The following is a 14,653-nucleotide window of genomic DNA, read 5'->3' on the forward strand; positions in this document are numbered from 1 at the left end:
TAATAATTTTTTTTTTGCAATATATTTGTTAAGAAATCTTAACTATTAAAAATAATATAATTTTAATTTTATTTATTAAAAATTATAAATTATTAATCAATTATTTAATCAAAATATTTAAATTATAAACAATTTAAAAGATCAAATAATAAAAAATATATATTTCAAATAAAGAAAAAATAAATGCTTTAAAATTAAAAATAATTATTGATAAATTTCTTTATTTTTATTGATATAAATTAAACCTAAGGCTATTTTAGTTTTATCTGAAGCTATAGAAAAAGCTTTCTCTCTATCATTAGGGTTATAACTCTCAGGTAAAATATAAGTATTTTCTTTATACCATTGATAACTATTTTCTTTATTAAAGGAAACGCATGGATGTAAAATATCTAAAAGAGCATATCCTTTATGTTGAATTCCAATTTTTATTAATTCTTTAGTAAGCTCTTTATAACCTGAAAAACTTCTTGCAACAAAAGATGCATCCAGTGAAATTGCTACTGCAATAGGGTCAAAAGGATAATATGGTACTCCATCAAATTGAAGAGATGTTTTTTGACCTCGTCTTGTTGTAGGGGAAGCTTGTCCTTTTGTTAAACCATAAATTTGATTATTATGTACTATATTTAAAATATCAGGATTTTTTCTTATTGTATGAATGAAATGATTCCCACCTTCTCCATAAGAACAACCATCTCCACTTTCAGCAATTACTATTAACTCAGGATTAGTAAGTTTAATTCCAATTGCAGCAGGTAGAGCCCTTCCATGCAAACCATTAAACATATTAACATTTATATACTGAGGTATTTTTGCTGCTTGCCCAATCCCTGAAACAATAACAACTTTAGAAGGACTAATTTCTAGCTCAACAAGAGCTTCTTTTAAAGAATTTAAAATATCATAATTACCACATCCAGGACACCACGCTAAATCTTTGTTATTTATTTCAAATATGTCAAATTTATCATTTTTATAATCACTCATATTATTTTCCTCAATTTATTAAAATTTAAAAATTTATTTTTTAAAAAATAAATAAAATTTTATATAAAATTTAATTAAAAAATTTTATTTAAATTATAATTTTTGTTTTAGCAAATAAATATAATTTATCTATTATTTCTTCAGGGGTCATTATATACCCATCATATTTCAATATTTTTAAAGAAAATTCAAAATTAAAAACCTCTTTAAGATAATTACCAAACTGTCCTGAATAGTTTTGCTCTACAAGAATAATATTTTCTGTTTTTTGAAAATATTTTAATATTTCTGCATAAGAAGGTATTGGATAAACTTGAGAAAAATGAATTATGCCAATTTTTATATTCTCAAAAAACTTTTTTATGTTATTTATTTTTTTGTAAGGTACAAATAATCTATTTTTTAAAATATTATAAACCTCTTTAACTATATTAAAAAGAGAACCCCAGCAAACAAGCAAAATGTCATAATTTTCATCTCCATAAAATTCTGGGGAAATAAATTCCTCAAAAATTTTATTAATTTTTTTATTTCTCTTTTCTACCATAATCTTTCTAACTTCACCACTTTCAGTAATATGCCCATAAACATCATGTTCATCTGAGTCAACCCTAACAACACCATCACCATATCCAGGCACACCTCTTGGAGATATTCCATCATCAGTCAATCTATATCTTATATAATCTTTTTCTGTTTTAACAATAAAAACACTATTAATATCAAAATCAAATTTAGAACTTAAATCATCTAATCTCTTACATGTAAATATAGAATCTAGAAAATATTGTGAGGTTAAAATAAATACAGGAATTTGATACTTTTGAGAAAGATAAAAAGCTTTAGCAGTTAAATAATATGCTTGCTCAGGAGTTGACGGAGCTAAAATAACTCTAGGAAACTCTCCATGGCCTGAATATCTTACAAGATTAAAATCTCCCTCTTCTGTTCTAGTTGGAAGCCCTGTTGCAGGTCCAGGTCTTTGTCCAATATGAATTACTATTGGGGTTTCGGTCATTGCTGCAAGACTAACAGCTTCGGTCATTAATGCAAATCCACCTCCAGATGTTGATACAATAGATCTAGCTCCTGCATATGAAGCTCCTATTGCCATATTAATAGCTGCAATTTCATCTTCTGCTTGATCAACTACAATTTTTTTTCTTTTTATTTCTGGATTATCAAATTTAACATCAAAAGATTTTGAATATTTTGATAGATATGTAAAAACAGTAGTTGCTGGAGACATTGGATATGAAGAAATAAAATTACAACCCCCTCTGATTGCACCCATAGCTACTGATTGAGCACCTGATATAAAATCATAGTTATCATTCAAATTTTTCTCTATATTAATAATTATTTTATCTTTAAATTTATACCCATAATTATAGCCTTCTTCTGAATATTTTAAATTTTCTTCAATTGTTTTATTATCCTTTTTTGAAAACTTTTCTTTTATAATACCTAAAATATTATCTAATTTTGCTCCAAATAAATTACAAATTAAACCTGAAATGAATATAGGATAAAGGATTCCAAAAGAGTAATTACAAGTATTAAAAGAATAATCTATCTTTATAAAATTTTTACTAAAATAATTTTCATCTAAATCTCTTTTTTTTATTAAATAACTTCTAAAAATATTATCATTATCTTCTTCAGTTAAAAAGTTATCTATATAAAAAATGTATGTGTCTTCATAAATTCTATCAATATGCCTTTTCAATGAATCTCTATTTATTAAAAAAATAAAATCAACTTTATTTGTTATAGAGTTTTTAATTTCAGAAGCAATTCTAATATAAGTTGAATTATTTCCCCCTCTAATTCTTGACATATATTCTTTAGTACCAAAAACAAAATATCTCTCCTTTTTAAGACAACTTAAGATTATATCTTCAACAGTATTTAACCCTTGCCCTGCTGCTCCACTTAAAAGAATAGAAACATCTTCTTCTTTTACTATCATTTTTGCCTCCAATTTATAAAATAATCCTATTTATTTTTTTTTCAATTTTATATTTTTTATTATAAAAAATAAATATTAAATTTATTATTAATTTATATTTTTTATATTGTCATAAGAAAAAAAATTTATTATTTTTAAATTTAGATAAATTTATCTATTTTAGAGGGGTATTAATTTATGGAAAGAAAGGAAACATTATCGTTTCAAGCACATACAAAACAACTTTTAGATTTAATGATTCATTCTATTTACACTCATAAAGAAATCTTTTTAAGAGAACTAATATCAAACTCTTCAGATGCTTTAGATAAACTAAGATTTAAAGCTTTAACAGATCCTTCAATATTAGGTAAGGATGAAGAACTTCTTATCGAAATCAAAATAGATGAAAAAAATAGATCTATTAGTGTATCAGACAATGGTATTGGTATGACTTATGAAGAAGTTATAAATAATATAGGAACTATTGCGAATTCTGGTTCAAAAGCTTTCTTTGAAGCAATAAACAAAGAAAAAGATAATAAAAAAGGAAGTAATTTTGAAAATTTAGAACTAATAGGCCAATTTGGAGTTGGTTTTTATTCTTCTTTTATGGTTGCCAAAAAAGTAGTAATATTAACAAAATCTCCTTTTTCTGAAAAAGGAGTAAGATGGGAGTCAAAAGGTGATGGAGAATATACAATTGAAGATTATGATAAAGCTACAAGAGGAACCAAAATTATATTATATTTAAGAGATAAAAAAGAAGAAAATGATGATTTTGACTATGACGAATTATTAAAACAATACAAAATAGAATCACTTGTTAAAAAATACTCTGATTTTATTAGATACCCAATTAAAATGGAAGTTGAAATTGAAGAATATCCCAAAAAAGATGATGGTACACCAGACTATGATAAAAAACCAATTAAAAAGAAAGAAATAAAAACATTAAACTCAATGCAACCTATATGGCAAAAGGATAAATCTTCTGTGAAAGATGAAGAGTACTTTGAATTTTATAAGTCTACTTTTCATGACTGGACTGATCCTTTAGATTATATTTATATTAAAGGTGAGGGAACTATAGAATTTAAAGCTTTACTTTTTATTCCCAAAAAAGCTCCATTTGACCTTTATTCACCTGAATATAAAAAAGGATTAAGACTTTATTCTAAAAATGTTTTTATTATGGAAAACTGTGAAGAAATATTACCTGATCACTTTAAGTTTATTAAAGGACTTGTTGACTCTCCAGACTTTTCTTTAAACATTTCAAGAGAAATATTGCAACATACAAAACAACTTAAAACAATCTCTAAAAATATTGAAAAAAAGATTTATGACAAATTAATTTCCTTAATGAAAGATAAAAGAAAGCAATATGAAGATTGGTTTAAAGATTTTGGTACTATTATAAAAACTGGAATTTATCAAGATTTCTCAAAAGAAAATACTAAATTAAAAGATCTTCTTGTTTTTGAATCAACATACACAATAACAAAAGAAAAAGAAAAGACAATTAAAGAAAATATAAATTCAGATAAATCTAATCAAAAAACTGAGGAAGGTAAAGAATCAGAAAAAAAAGATTTGAGCTCTGAGAATAATATTTCAAAAATGACTACATTAAAAGAATATGTAGAAAGAATGAAAAAAGATCAGGATAAAATTTACTATATTTCTGGTAAAGATAAAAATACTTTATTAAACATACCTCAAATGGAAGCTATAAAAGAAAAAGGTTATGAAGTACTTCTTTTTCTTGATAATATCGATGAATTTATTGTTCCAATGATGCATGACTATGAAGGAAAACAGTTTCAATCTGTTTTAAATGCTGAAATTGACAAAGAAAAAAAAGAAATTATAAAAACAGAAGAGGAAACTTCAAAAGAGCTTCTAAATTATTTAAAAGAGATACTAAAGGATAAAGTTGTGGATGTTAGATTTACTACCAAACTTAAAGAAAGTCCAGCATGTGTTGTTTCTGCTTCAGAGCATATGAGTCTTCAAATGGAAAAAATTTTATCAGAATTTGAAAAAATTGATTTTCCTAAAATAGATAAAATACTTGAAATAAATCCCGAACATGAAGTTTATAAAACATTAAAAGCAAAATTTGCTGTTGATGCAAAACATCCAGATATTTATGAAATTGCTCATCTTCTCTATGATCAAGCTATGCTTGCACAAGGGTTTTTGCCAGAAGATCCCATAAACTTTGCAAAAAAAATTGCTACATTAATATCTAAAGCTTTTTAATAAATAGTTAAAAAGATTAAAAAAATATTTATATGAATATTATTTCAGCTAGCAGAAGAACTGATTTCCCTGTTTTCTTTTTTGAATATTTTTTAAGGTGTTTAAAAAATGGATTTATTGAAGTTAAAAATCCATATAACTATAAACAGAATAAAAATGTATCCTTAAAAGATGATGATGTTTCTTTTTTTGTTTTTTGGACAAGAAATCCAATTAATATTATAAAAAATATTAAATTATTAAAAAAATATAAATTTTATGTACTTGTTACTATAAATCCATATACAGAAGAAATTGAGCCAGCTTTTAGTGATAAAAACTTATTCTTAAACTATTTTAAAGAATTAAGTTCTTTAATAGGAAAGGATAGAGTTGTATGGAGATATGATCCAATATTAATTTCTAAAAAATACTCTTATAATTTTCACTTTGAAAAGTTTGAAGAATACTCATCTATTCTTAATAAATTTACAAATAAAGTTATAATAAGTTTTCTACAATTCTATAAAAAGAACATAAAAAAATTGATAAAAGAAAATATAATTGATATTAATTTTGAAAAAAAAATTTCTATTCTTAGCAATTTTTCATCAATTTCTAAAAATTACAATTTAAAAATTGAATTATGTTGTGATGAAATAAATTTACTTATTAAAAAACAATTATTTACAAACTTTGATAATATTAAAAGTTCTAAATGTATTGACTGTAATATAATTAATAACATTTATGGCACTAAATACAATGAAATAAAAGACAAATATCAAAGAAAATTTTGCAATTGTGACAAAAGTATAGATATTGGGCAATACCATACCTGTAAATATGGTTGTATCTATTGTTATGCAAAATAGTAATAACTTAATTTATTTTTCTATATCTTTCAGGTCCAATTTTATAAATATTGTTTCCTCTACAATCAATAGCAACAATAACAGGAAAGTCCTCTACTATTAACTCTCTAATTGCTTCTGTCTGTAGATCTTCATAACAGATAATCTTAGATGATTTTATACATCTTGAAATTAATGCTCCAGCACCTCCTATTGCAGCAAAGTATATAGCTTTATTTTTTATCAGACTTTCTATAACCTCCTTGCTTCTGTTTCCCTTTCCAATAATTCCTTTTAATCCATTATCAAGTAATTTAGGTGTAAATGGGTCCATTCTTCCACTTGTTGTTGGACCTGCACTTCCAATAACCTCTCCAGGTTTTGCAGGTGTTGGGCCTACATAATAAATAATATTCCCACTTAATTCTATAGGAAGTTTTTCTCCTTTTTCAATGACTTCAATAAGTCTCTTATGTGCCATATCTCTTGCTGTATATATTTTACCTGAAATATAAACCTCATCACCAGCAAACAATCTATCTATAACTTCATCTACTAATGGTGTACTAATTTTAATCATAAAAACCTCTATATTAATTTTAAGATTAAAAATAAATTAAATCTTTTAATTATTTATTAACCAAATTTACTATAATTTATAATAAATTCAATATATTAAAATTAATATTTTCAAGATATTTTTAGTATTTAGGTTGTTAATTTAAAATAAAATTAAACAAAACTATTAAGATGAATTTTTTTTTAATATAATTTTAATTAAAATAATTAATAAATTAAAATTATTAAATAATTTATTGATATTTTTTATAAAAAATATTAATATTAAATTACTATTTTATTATTTGAAAATAAATAATTTATGATTAATTTAATATTTAAAATCATTACTAAATTATTTTTACCACCATCTATTTTTATAATTTTACTTATAACATCAAGTTTATATTTAGCTTTTATAAATAAAAAATTGAAAAATAATAAGTTGAAATATTTAGCAATTATTTTTTTTATTTCAGGAGTTTTAATCTATATTTTTTCTATAAATATTACAAAAAATATACTTTTTAATTCACTTGAAAAAAAATATAAAATTCAAATTGATAGTTTTAAACAGAATAGTTTACTTGGTGTTGATTATATAGTTATTTTATCAAGTAACATTAAAAATATTAAGAATTCATATCTTTCTTCACAAAAAGGTTACCCAGAAAGATTCTTTCTTGTGAGATTGATAGAAGGAGCTAAACTTTTCAATTTTATAAAATCAAACAAAAAAAATTTTAATAAAAATGAAAATATCATTATTCCTAATATTATTGTATGTGGGGGAGTAATTTTTCAAAATAAATATAATAATATTGCAGAAAGTGAAATAGGTAAAGATTTTTTAATATCAATTGGAATTAATGAAGATTTTATATTAACAGAAACTAAAAGCAAAAACACATATGAAAATTTACTTTTTGCTAAAAATAAATTTAATCTTAATAAGAAAAAAATTATTATAGTAAGTTCAGCATTTCATATGAAAAGAGTTTCATTAATATCTGATTATCTAAATCTCAATTATCTTTTATATCCTGTTGATTTTAATTCCTCAAAAGGAATAAACATTGATTCTTTTATTCCATCAAATTCAAATTTAGAATTAATCAATCTTATAATTTTAGAATATATATCAATTATTTATCATAAGTTATTTATACTTAAATAATTTCCTTAATAAAACTAAGTTTTTTTAATATTTCTTCAATTTAATTAAATCTCAATTTCACCATGTCTTGCGGCATGACAGTTTAAATTAACAGCAACAGGCAATGATGCTATATGACATGGGTAATATTCAATAAAAACATCAAGGCAGGTAACTCTTCCACCTATACCTTGAGGACCAACCCCTGTGTTATTAACTTCTTTTTTTATCCTTTCTTCTAGTCTTGCATAATTTGGATTTTTATTTCTTTCTCCTATATTTCTAAAAAGTGCTTTTTTAGCTAAAATTGCACATTTTTCAAAGTTTCCTCCAATTCCAATACCAATAATAATTGGGGGGCAGGGATTCCCTCCAGCAGAAATAACTGTTTCAACAACAAATTTAATAATAGCTTCTTCCCCTTCAAGAGGTTTAAACATTTTAAGTGCACTCATATTTTCTGCACCCCCACCTTTTGGAGCAAATTTTATACTAATTTTATTGCCAGAAATGTTCTCAAAGTGAATTATAGGAGGTAAATTTGTTTTAGTATTAGATCTATCATAAATTGGGTCATTTACCATTGATTTCCTAAGATAGCCTTTATCATAAGCTTCTCTAGTTGCTTCAATAATAGCATCTGAAATATGCCCACCTTCAACTTTAACATCATCACCTACTTGAACAAAAAAAACCGCAGTGCCGGTGTCTTGACATATTGGCATATAATTTTCTTTAGCAATATCTGCATTTTGAATCAATTTTTCTAAAATAGATTTACCAACTGGAGATTCTTCAATTTTTATATTATCTTTTATAGATTGATATACATCAGAAGGTAGAATATAGGATGTTTGAAGAATCAAATCAACAACTTTATTTTTTATTTCATTAAAACTTATAATCCTAATTTTTTCCATATCTACTCCAGAAAATAAAAATGAAAAATAAAATAATATCTTATTCCATTGAAGCATAACCTTCGATAGAAGTAAATCCATCCACTTTTAATGGAGGAAATTCATCCATAACTTCTATATTCTCTTCACCAATAAATCCAACCATAAGATACTGCTTTGAAATCGGATCAAATTTAAATTGTTTAATTAACCTAAAATCTTTTACTTCACCAGTACTTTTTACATGAATTCTTTTCCCTGTACAATAATATTTCTCCTCCCCAATTGAAATATAATCTCCATTTAAAGGTTTAACTGGTAAGTTTTGCTCTATTAACTTTTTTACTTCACTTTCTACTAATTCTAAATCGATCTTTGGTCTTTCACTAAAACCAATAACAAAACCATGCCTAACATCAGAGTGCAAAATATCCCTACTAATACCATAAAGCTTCATCAATACTAGACCTGTTAGATCTTCTGCTGTATGGGCCATAAGTCTATATATAAGATTTGTTTCAGCAACTTCTTTAATTTTATATGGTGATGGACCTAGAACAGATGGTCTATAAACTCTAACTTCTTCACCTATTCCAAATATTATCTGAGCATTGTAGCCAAGATGCTTATAAACTAGATCAAAATGCTCAACAACTACTCTTCTATTTGAATGAACAACTTTATTTATAACATCAACTATTTCATGCATTTGGTGAAATGCAAGTTCATGCCTTACATCAATATGAAAAGTGTGACCAGAAAAATAGTCTGAAGGTTCAAAACTAAATATTGGATTGTTTGGTATATTTACACCTTCATCATCATTTGTAAGCTCAAGCCCAGGGAATATTCCCCTTATTAAAGTTGATTTACCAGAACCTTCAGGCCCTATAACTCCGATTAAATAATCTGTTGGGTATAAAAATTTATCAGCAATTTGACTACCAAGAATATATAATCTATATCTTCCTCTTGGAGCATAATAAACAGCAAATCTTAGATTTTCTTTAATTGGCATTGAAAGCATATTTACCCCCTTAATACAAATATAGACATTTATAATTATATAATTTTAAAAAACATTCACTTAAAGTTCAAATTCCATATCAAGTAAAGGACCATGCTGCTGTGCTCCATAAACATCTGTATCACCGGGAGAACCAGATGGAATAATCCTTTTCATTCCAAATTTAACTGCTAAAGCTGGTTCAAAGAATATTATATCAAAAATTTCTTCTTCATCAACCTTAAATAATTTAGAAATAATATTTTTATTAATAAGATTTTTTTCTTTAACTTTTTTAAATGTTTCAGCATCCTTAAAAATTATATCAAAGGTTAGTTCAAATGGACTTGAATTTTTGCTCCTAATAACTTTTGCTATTTCTCTTATATTTTTTTTTATCATCTATATCTCCATCAATTTTTTAATTTAATTAATTTAATAAATATTTATTTTTGACATAAATATTATTTTATATTATCTGTTAAATATTTTTTATTTTATATAATTTTGTTTTTATTTTTTACATTAAAAAATAAAAATATAAAAATTTTATAAATAAATTAATCAATTTTTAATATATTCAATCTGCTTTTTGAATATTGAAAAATCATCAAGTTCCATAAGATGATACAATGAAAATTTATAAACTTCTCCTGCTTTAATGTCAGAAGGTGAAAAAGGAAATGCAAGATTTCCTGCAGTTGAAATCCTTCCTTCATACCCATAATGGAGCATAGTTGATCTAACAAGAGAACAAATAGTATTTGCTTCAGATTGAGTCTTTGCTACTGCCTCAATTAGAATTCCTATTTCATAAGAAAATGCTTTATTTACAGGTTCAAGTTTTCCCATAACTCCATTTTTTCCATAAACATGAAAATATATATCTCCATTTATATTTTCTTTTTCAAGTAAAAGATTTACCCTTTCTTTAACTTTTTCTATAATAGAATCTATTTTTTCAATCATCACTGGATCATGTGAACCTGCTATTGTAATAGTTCTATAACCAACTTTTCTTGATCCCTCCAGTTTAATCATATATTTTGGAGATTTTTCATATTTGGAGCTTCTTACCTCAACCATACCATTTCCAATATCTATAAATTTAACATTTTCAAGATTTAACTGTCCACCAGGACCTGGAAGATGAATAGGATCCGATTTTTCATAAAGTGAGTGAGCTGCTACTGATAAAGTTGTAAATATTCTATCATCATTTAAAGGCTTTAATATAAATGAATCTTTCTTTAATATACCAAATGCACAGTCAGAACCAGAACCAGGAGAAGCAGCAATTGCTGCACACTCTAATATTTTTCCAAGATGAATAGCTAAACCTTTATCATAACCAAGCATGATAGGTAGACAAGCAAAACAAGCTGGATCATAGGTTCTTCCAGCTAAAATAACATCACATCCTTCTTTAAGAAGATCAATAAATGGCTCAACACCTATTTGAGCTACAATATGAGGAGTTTCTTCAATATCCTCAAGATTCAAAACTTCTGGATAACCTAAAGGAATTAATTTTCCTTCTTTAAATTTTTTAATAACTAAATCCTTATCTATATCAGAATAAATTTTTCCCATCTTAAATGAAAGCTTTTCTTCTTTAGCTATTTCTTTTATTATTTCTTCACACCAATCCATATGTGGCTTTGCCCCAGAACCACCAGCAGTACCAATGACAACAGGAATACCATTTTTAACTCCATGAACCAGCATATATCTTAAATCTCTTTTAACACCTAGTCTATCTGTAAAAGATACTCCTGCTCCCAAATAGTATGGGCCTGGATCAGTAGAACCAGCATCAACAGCAATTAAATCTGGTTGCAATTCCATTGCATTTAAAAAAGACTTTTCTGGAAATCCATAACCAAGAATAGCAGTAGGTGAAAGTATCTTAAGTTCATCTTTTTGTGGATTTTTTTCTAAAATTTCTTTTTTTATCATTATTTTTACTCCTAAAGATTAAATAAAAAATATATTTGTATTTAAACATTTACCTATACATTCTTTTTACCTTTTATACTTATACTCAAGAAGATTAATAACTCTTTCAATTTCATTTTTAACTATACAAAATCCTTCATCAAAACCCATTCCTGGTTTTGCAAGTAATCTTTCTGATTGAACAGCAATAGCTATGTCAGTACAAATTTTAGCTGAAATGTCTGTCTCATTACAAGTACCTCCCTGATAAGCTTCCATTCCAAATTTCTTACAATAAATAACACTTTCAATTATATTATGAACTGAACCAAGATCTGGAGTTTTTATTTGTACCATATGACAAGCTTTGGCATCTGTAAATTCAACTATATCTTCATAAGTATTACACCATTCATCAGCAACTATTTTTACTCTTGACCCAAAAGACTCAAGTTTCTCTTTTATCTTTTTTAAATATTCTATCTGTTTATTCTTTTCACCTAAATCAACAGGTCCTTCTATATATAGTTGAAATTCTTGAGCATACTTTTCAAGTGAGGCAAGATAATCTGCTATTTTATCTATATTGTTTTCAAATATTATTCCAATAGTACCATAAACATCAATATGAATTGTTGGAATATAATTATTGTGAAGTCGTATTTTTTTTATTCTATTTGCAATCCAACTAATATAATCTTTCAATAATTCTCCCTTTTTCCCTAGCTTTGTATCTACATTGTTTATTAAACCATGTGGGAGAACATCTACTTCTTTTAATATCATCTTATCTACATTAATAAATCTATCATCTCCAGATTGACCAAAAATAGGAACCCTTTTTATAACTTTAGGTAAATTATATTCCCTCCATATTGTTTCAACAATAGTTTCGCAATGTGCTTTTGAAACAGCATCTAATAAGGCTTGACTGATACCGTATCTTATAGCAGTATGTACTCTTTTACCATCAATAACAAGATCATCAATTTCTTTTGCAAGTTCTCTAAAATTATTAACTTCTCTACCTAGCAATAAAGGCTTTATATATTTTTCAATAAAAGGAATATAATTTTTTGCTAAAAATAGAGGATCTCTTCCACCAGCTCCTGAATATTGAACGGCAGCACAATCTCCAATAGCTATATTTCCATTTTCTAAAATAATCATTATAGAAATTGACTCTCCAGCTTGTCTAATAGCCTCAAAACCTGGTAATTCAGGTCTACCTTCGTAAATAAAACCATCCTGTTTAGCACCTTTTTTTATTGCTTTTTGGTCATCAAAGAAAAAACCCGTTTTACCAGCTGATAAAATTATATCTTTAATTTTCATATGTTCTCCTTCTTTTTATTTTATATAACTTCTTAATTCTATGTTATAAAAATTAAATTTTATAAATTTTTTTTTTATTTTTGCATTCCTACATCTTATAACTATAATTTTTTTATGAATTAATAAAAATGTTATTAATTTTTTCTTGGCCTTCCAACAAGTCTTCCTTTACTTATAGCATAAATGTCATCAACAAGCATCTGAAATGTTGGTTCTCTTTTTTCAAAATCAGCTCTCTCTCTTGTCTTAATTTTATGTATCTCTTTTACTTCATTTTTCATCGGTACAAAACCATTATCTAAAATTCTAATAGCACCTGTATTATCCCTTACAGGCATTATTTTCCCTTTATTATAAATAGATGGTGCAAATGGAACATCAAGAATTCCTGCTTCAAAAGATTTTACAACCCCTATAGCAAGATCTCCTTCTCCTGCTTCTATAACTTTATCTAAAAGATACCTTACTTCCTCTTTTATTAAATTTATTTCTTTCTCAAGTAGAGGAGATCTATCCATTGATTGCTCATATAACATATTTACAACTTGCTTTGTAGCTTTTAAACCTTGAAGATTAGCTTCTTTTGTAGGAATACCCAAAGCTTCATGTGGTGTTTTTACAATAACTTTTGTAGCCTTTGCAAGTGCTGCTGTAGCTGCACCCCATGAAATCACTCCAAAAGCTCTTGCCTCATCTTCTGGGAAACCTCCCATCCATTGATGAAAAACTGTAGTTAATTCATAATCCTGATAATTGAATTTGTCAAAGTACTCTTTAGCTAATTCTCTTAAAGAGATAACAGCAGCAGTATCTTGAATAAGGTTACCACATTGTCCATATCCAAGAGTTATAGATTTAACTCCTTGTTCCAAAGCAAGAATACCCTCTATTATTGCTATGGTATTTGAAATAAATGGAGGCACAAGAGTTCCTGTTAAAGGGCCAAAAGGTTCAACATTTATCCTTATTCCATTCTCCTCATAATATCCTACTAATCTATACACATATTGCCAATCTCTTAATGATTTTTCTAATGGTACAGATTTAGCATAAGGGATATTATATGAAATACCTCCCCCCTCAAAAGATGTAAAACCTGCTGCAAGTGTTATTTCTGCAAGAAGTCTTGCATCTGGAGTACCATGCCTTACTTGAACTGGTTTATTTAAACTTTCAATAACCTTTCTACAATTATGAACCCCCCAATTTACCGCAGGAAATCCATTTAATAATGATCTACCTGCTTCTTTAGATCTTTGAATACCTTTTTCACATTCAGTATATCTATTTTGTCTTGTATATGCATCTATTGTTGTTGGTAAAAGATCAGCTTCTTGTTCAAGATATCTTAAAAGTTCAATATGCTCTTCAAGCAGAGCAACTCCAGCTCTTGGTTGAATAAGAGTCTGTTTCTTCTCATCAGCAATCTTTAAAACATTAGAAAATCTTTTATTTCCTGAAATCTTTCGCTGATACTCTATCCCCTCATTAATATCCACTATATCTTTTCCTGTGGGCCATCCCTGTAATACTTCTTTTCTCTCTTCAAAAAATAGATCAATAGGAATTTTTTTGTTCTTCAATTCTCTTTTGGTTTCCATTTTATATCTCCTCTAACAATTTTTTGTATTATTTATATTTTTTAATATTTATAAAAGTTTCATTTCTCATTTTCTTCTAACTATATTTATCTTAATTTTTCAAATAATACCAATTACT

12 protein-coding genes are annotated in these 14,653 nt (G+C 26.2%); 3 read left to right on the forward strand and 9 right to left on the reverse strand.

The window, feature by feature from the left end:
* Window positions 1-204: 204 nt before the first annotated feature.
* A complete protein-coding gene (locus N3A58_08695; GenBank protein ID MCX8059475.1) occupies window positions 205-990 on the reverse strand; it encodes a thiamine pyrophosphate-dependent enzyme in 786 nt (261 codons plus the stop codon).
* A gap of 88 nt (window positions 991-1,078) precedes the next feature.
* Entirely contained in the window at window positions 1,079-2,962 is a 1,884-nt protein-coding gene (locus N3A58_08700; GenBank protein MCX8059476.1) for a 2-oxoacid:acceptor oxidoreductase subunit alpha, read from the reverse strand.
* A gap of 177 nt (window positions 2,963-3,139) precedes the next feature.
* Here N3A58_08700 and htpG point away from each other — a divergent pair, with 177 nt between their 5' ends.
* Both htpG and N3A58_08710 read left to right on the forward strand, forming a co-directional pair.
* Window positions 3,140-5,209, forward strand: a complete 2,070-nt coding sequence (gene htpG, locus N3A58_08705; GenBank protein ID MCX8059477.1) for a molecular chaperone HtpG — start codon at window positions 3,140-3,142, stop codon at window positions 5,207-5,209.
* A 32-nt stretch (window positions 5,210-5,241) separates the two neighbouring features.
* Window positions 5,242-6,063 carry a DUF1848 domain-containing protein gene (locus tag N3A58_08710; protein MCX8059478.1) on the forward strand — a complete coding sequence of 274 codons (822 nt, stop codon included), beginning with the start codon at window positions 5,242-5,244 and terminating at the stop codon, window positions 6,061-6,063.
* 7 nt (window positions 6,064-6,070) lie between these two features.
* Here N3A58_08710 and N3A58_08715 read toward each other — a convergent pair whose 3' ends face one another.
* Window positions 6,071-6,622 (reverse strand): Fe-S-containing hydro-lyase, encoded by a 552-nt coding sequence (locus N3A58_08715; protein MCX8059479.1) that lies wholly within the window; start codon window positions 6,620-6,622, stop codon window positions 6,071-6,073.
* A 300-nt stretch (window positions 6,623-6,922) separates the two neighbouring features.
* Here N3A58_08715 and N3A58_08720 point away from each other — a divergent pair, with 300 nt between their 5' ends.
* The gene (locus N3A58_08720) at window positions 6,923-7,777 is read left to right on the forward strand and encodes a YdcF family protein (GenBank protein MCX8059480.1); all 855 of its coding nucleotides are present in this window, start codon (window positions 6,923-6,925) and stop codon (window positions 7,775-7,777) included.
* 44 nt (window positions 7,778-7,821) lie between these two features.
* On the opposite strand, the gene N3A58_08725 is transcribed toward N3A58_08720, so the two are convergent.
* The 6 genes from N3A58_08725 to N3A58_08750 all read right to left on the reverse strand — a co-directional run bounded on the left by N3A58_08725 (window position 7,822) and on the right by N3A58_08750 (window position 14,535).
* Window positions 7,822-8,757 (reverse strand): fumarate hydratase, encoded by a 936-nt coding sequence (locus N3A58_08725; protein ID MCX8059481.1) that lies wholly within the window; start codon window positions 8,755-8,757, stop codon window positions 7,822-7,824.
* Window positions 8,717-9,682 carry an alanine-tRNA synthetase second additional domain-containing protein gene (locus N3A58_08730; GenBank protein MCX8059482.1) on the reverse strand — a complete coding sequence of 322 codons (966 nt, stop codon included), beginning with the start codon at window positions 9,680-9,682 and terminating at the stop codon, window positions 8,717-8,719. The genes N3A58_08725 and N3A58_08730 overlap by 41 nt, the downstream gene beginning before the upstream one ends.
* A gap of 60 nt (window positions 9,683-9,742) precedes the next feature.
* Window positions 9,743-10,063, reverse strand: a complete 321-nt coding sequence (locus N3A58_08735; GenBank protein ID MCX8059483.1) for a DUF4387 domain-containing protein — start codon at window positions 10,061-10,063, stop codon at window positions 9,743-9,745.
* Window positions 10,064-10,225: 162 nt separating this feature from the next.
* Window positions 10,226-11,620 (reverse strand): DUF1446 domain-containing protein, encoded by a 1,395-nt coding sequence (locus tag N3A58_08740; GenBank protein ID MCX8059484.1) that lies wholly within the window; start codon window positions 11,618-11,620, stop codon window positions 10,226-10,228.
* A gap of 66 nt (window positions 11,621-11,686) precedes the next feature.
* On the reverse strand, window positions 11,687-12,934 hold the full coding sequence (locus N3A58_08745) for a methylaspartate ammonia-lyase (protein ID MCX8059485.1): 1,248 nt from the start codon (window positions 12,932-12,934) through the stop codon (window positions 11,687-11,689).
* Between the two features lie 134 nt (window positions 12,935-13,068).
* Window positions 13,069-14,535 (reverse strand): methylaspartate mutase subunit E, encoded by a 1,467-nt coding sequence (locus tag N3A58_08750; GenBank protein ID MCX8059486.1) that lies wholly within the window; start codon window positions 14,533-14,535, stop codon window positions 13,069-13,071.
* Between the last annotated feature and the right edge of the window lie 118 nt (window positions 14,536-14,653).

The sequence above is a fragment of the Spirochaetota bacterium genome (genome assembly GCA_026415295.1).
In the GTDB taxonomy this organism is placed as follows: Bacteria; Spirochaetota; JAAYUW01; order JAAYUW01; family JAOAHJ01; genus JAOAHJ01.

Coding starts and splice junctions, on each gene's coding strand:
- N3A58_08715 (MCX8059479.1), bottom strand. CDS start 6,622: ATGATTAAAATTAGTACACCATTAGTAGATGAAGTTATAGATAGATTG.
- N3A58_08735 (MCX8059483.1), bottom strand. CDS start 10,063: ATGATAAAAAAAAATATAAGAGAAATAGCAAAAGTTATTAGGAGCAAA.
- N3A58_08720 (MCX8059480.1), top strand. CDS start 6,923: ATGATTAATTTAATATTTAAAATCATTACTAAATTATTTTTACCACCA.
- N3A58_08700 (MCX8059476.1), bottom strand. CDS start 2,962: ATGATAGTAAAAGAAGAAGATGTTTCTATTCTTTTAAGTGGAGCAGCA.
- N3A58_08695 (MCX8059475.1), bottom strand. CDS start 990: ATGAGTGATTATAAAAATGATAAATTTGACATATTTGAAATAAATAAC.
- N3A58_08725 (MCX8059481.1), bottom strand. CDS start 8,757: ATGGATTTACTTCTATCGAAGGTTATGCTTCAATGGAATAAGATATTA.
- N3A58_08745 (MCX8059485.1), bottom strand. CDS start 12,934: ATGAAAATTAAAGATATAATTTTATCAGCTGGTAAAACGGGTTTTTTC.
- N3A58_08750 (MCX8059486.1), bottom strand. CDS start 14,535: ATGGAAACCAAAAGAGAATTGAAGAACAAAAAAATTCCTATTGATCTA.
- N3A58_08740 (MCX8059484.1), bottom strand. CDS start 11,620: ATGATAAAAAAAGAAATTTTAGAAAAAAATCCACAAAAAGATGAACTT.
- N3A58_08730 (MCX8059482.1), bottom strand. CDS start 9,682: ATGCTTTCAATGCCAATTAAAGAAAATCTAAGATTTGCTGTTTATTAT.
- htpG (MCX8059477.1), top strand. CDS start 3,140: ATGGAAAGAAAGGAAACATTATCGTTTCAAGCACATACAAAACAACTT.
- N3A58_08710 (MCX8059478.1), top strand. CDS start 5,242: ATGAATATTATTTCAGCTAGCAGAAGAACTGATTTCCCTGTTTTCTTT.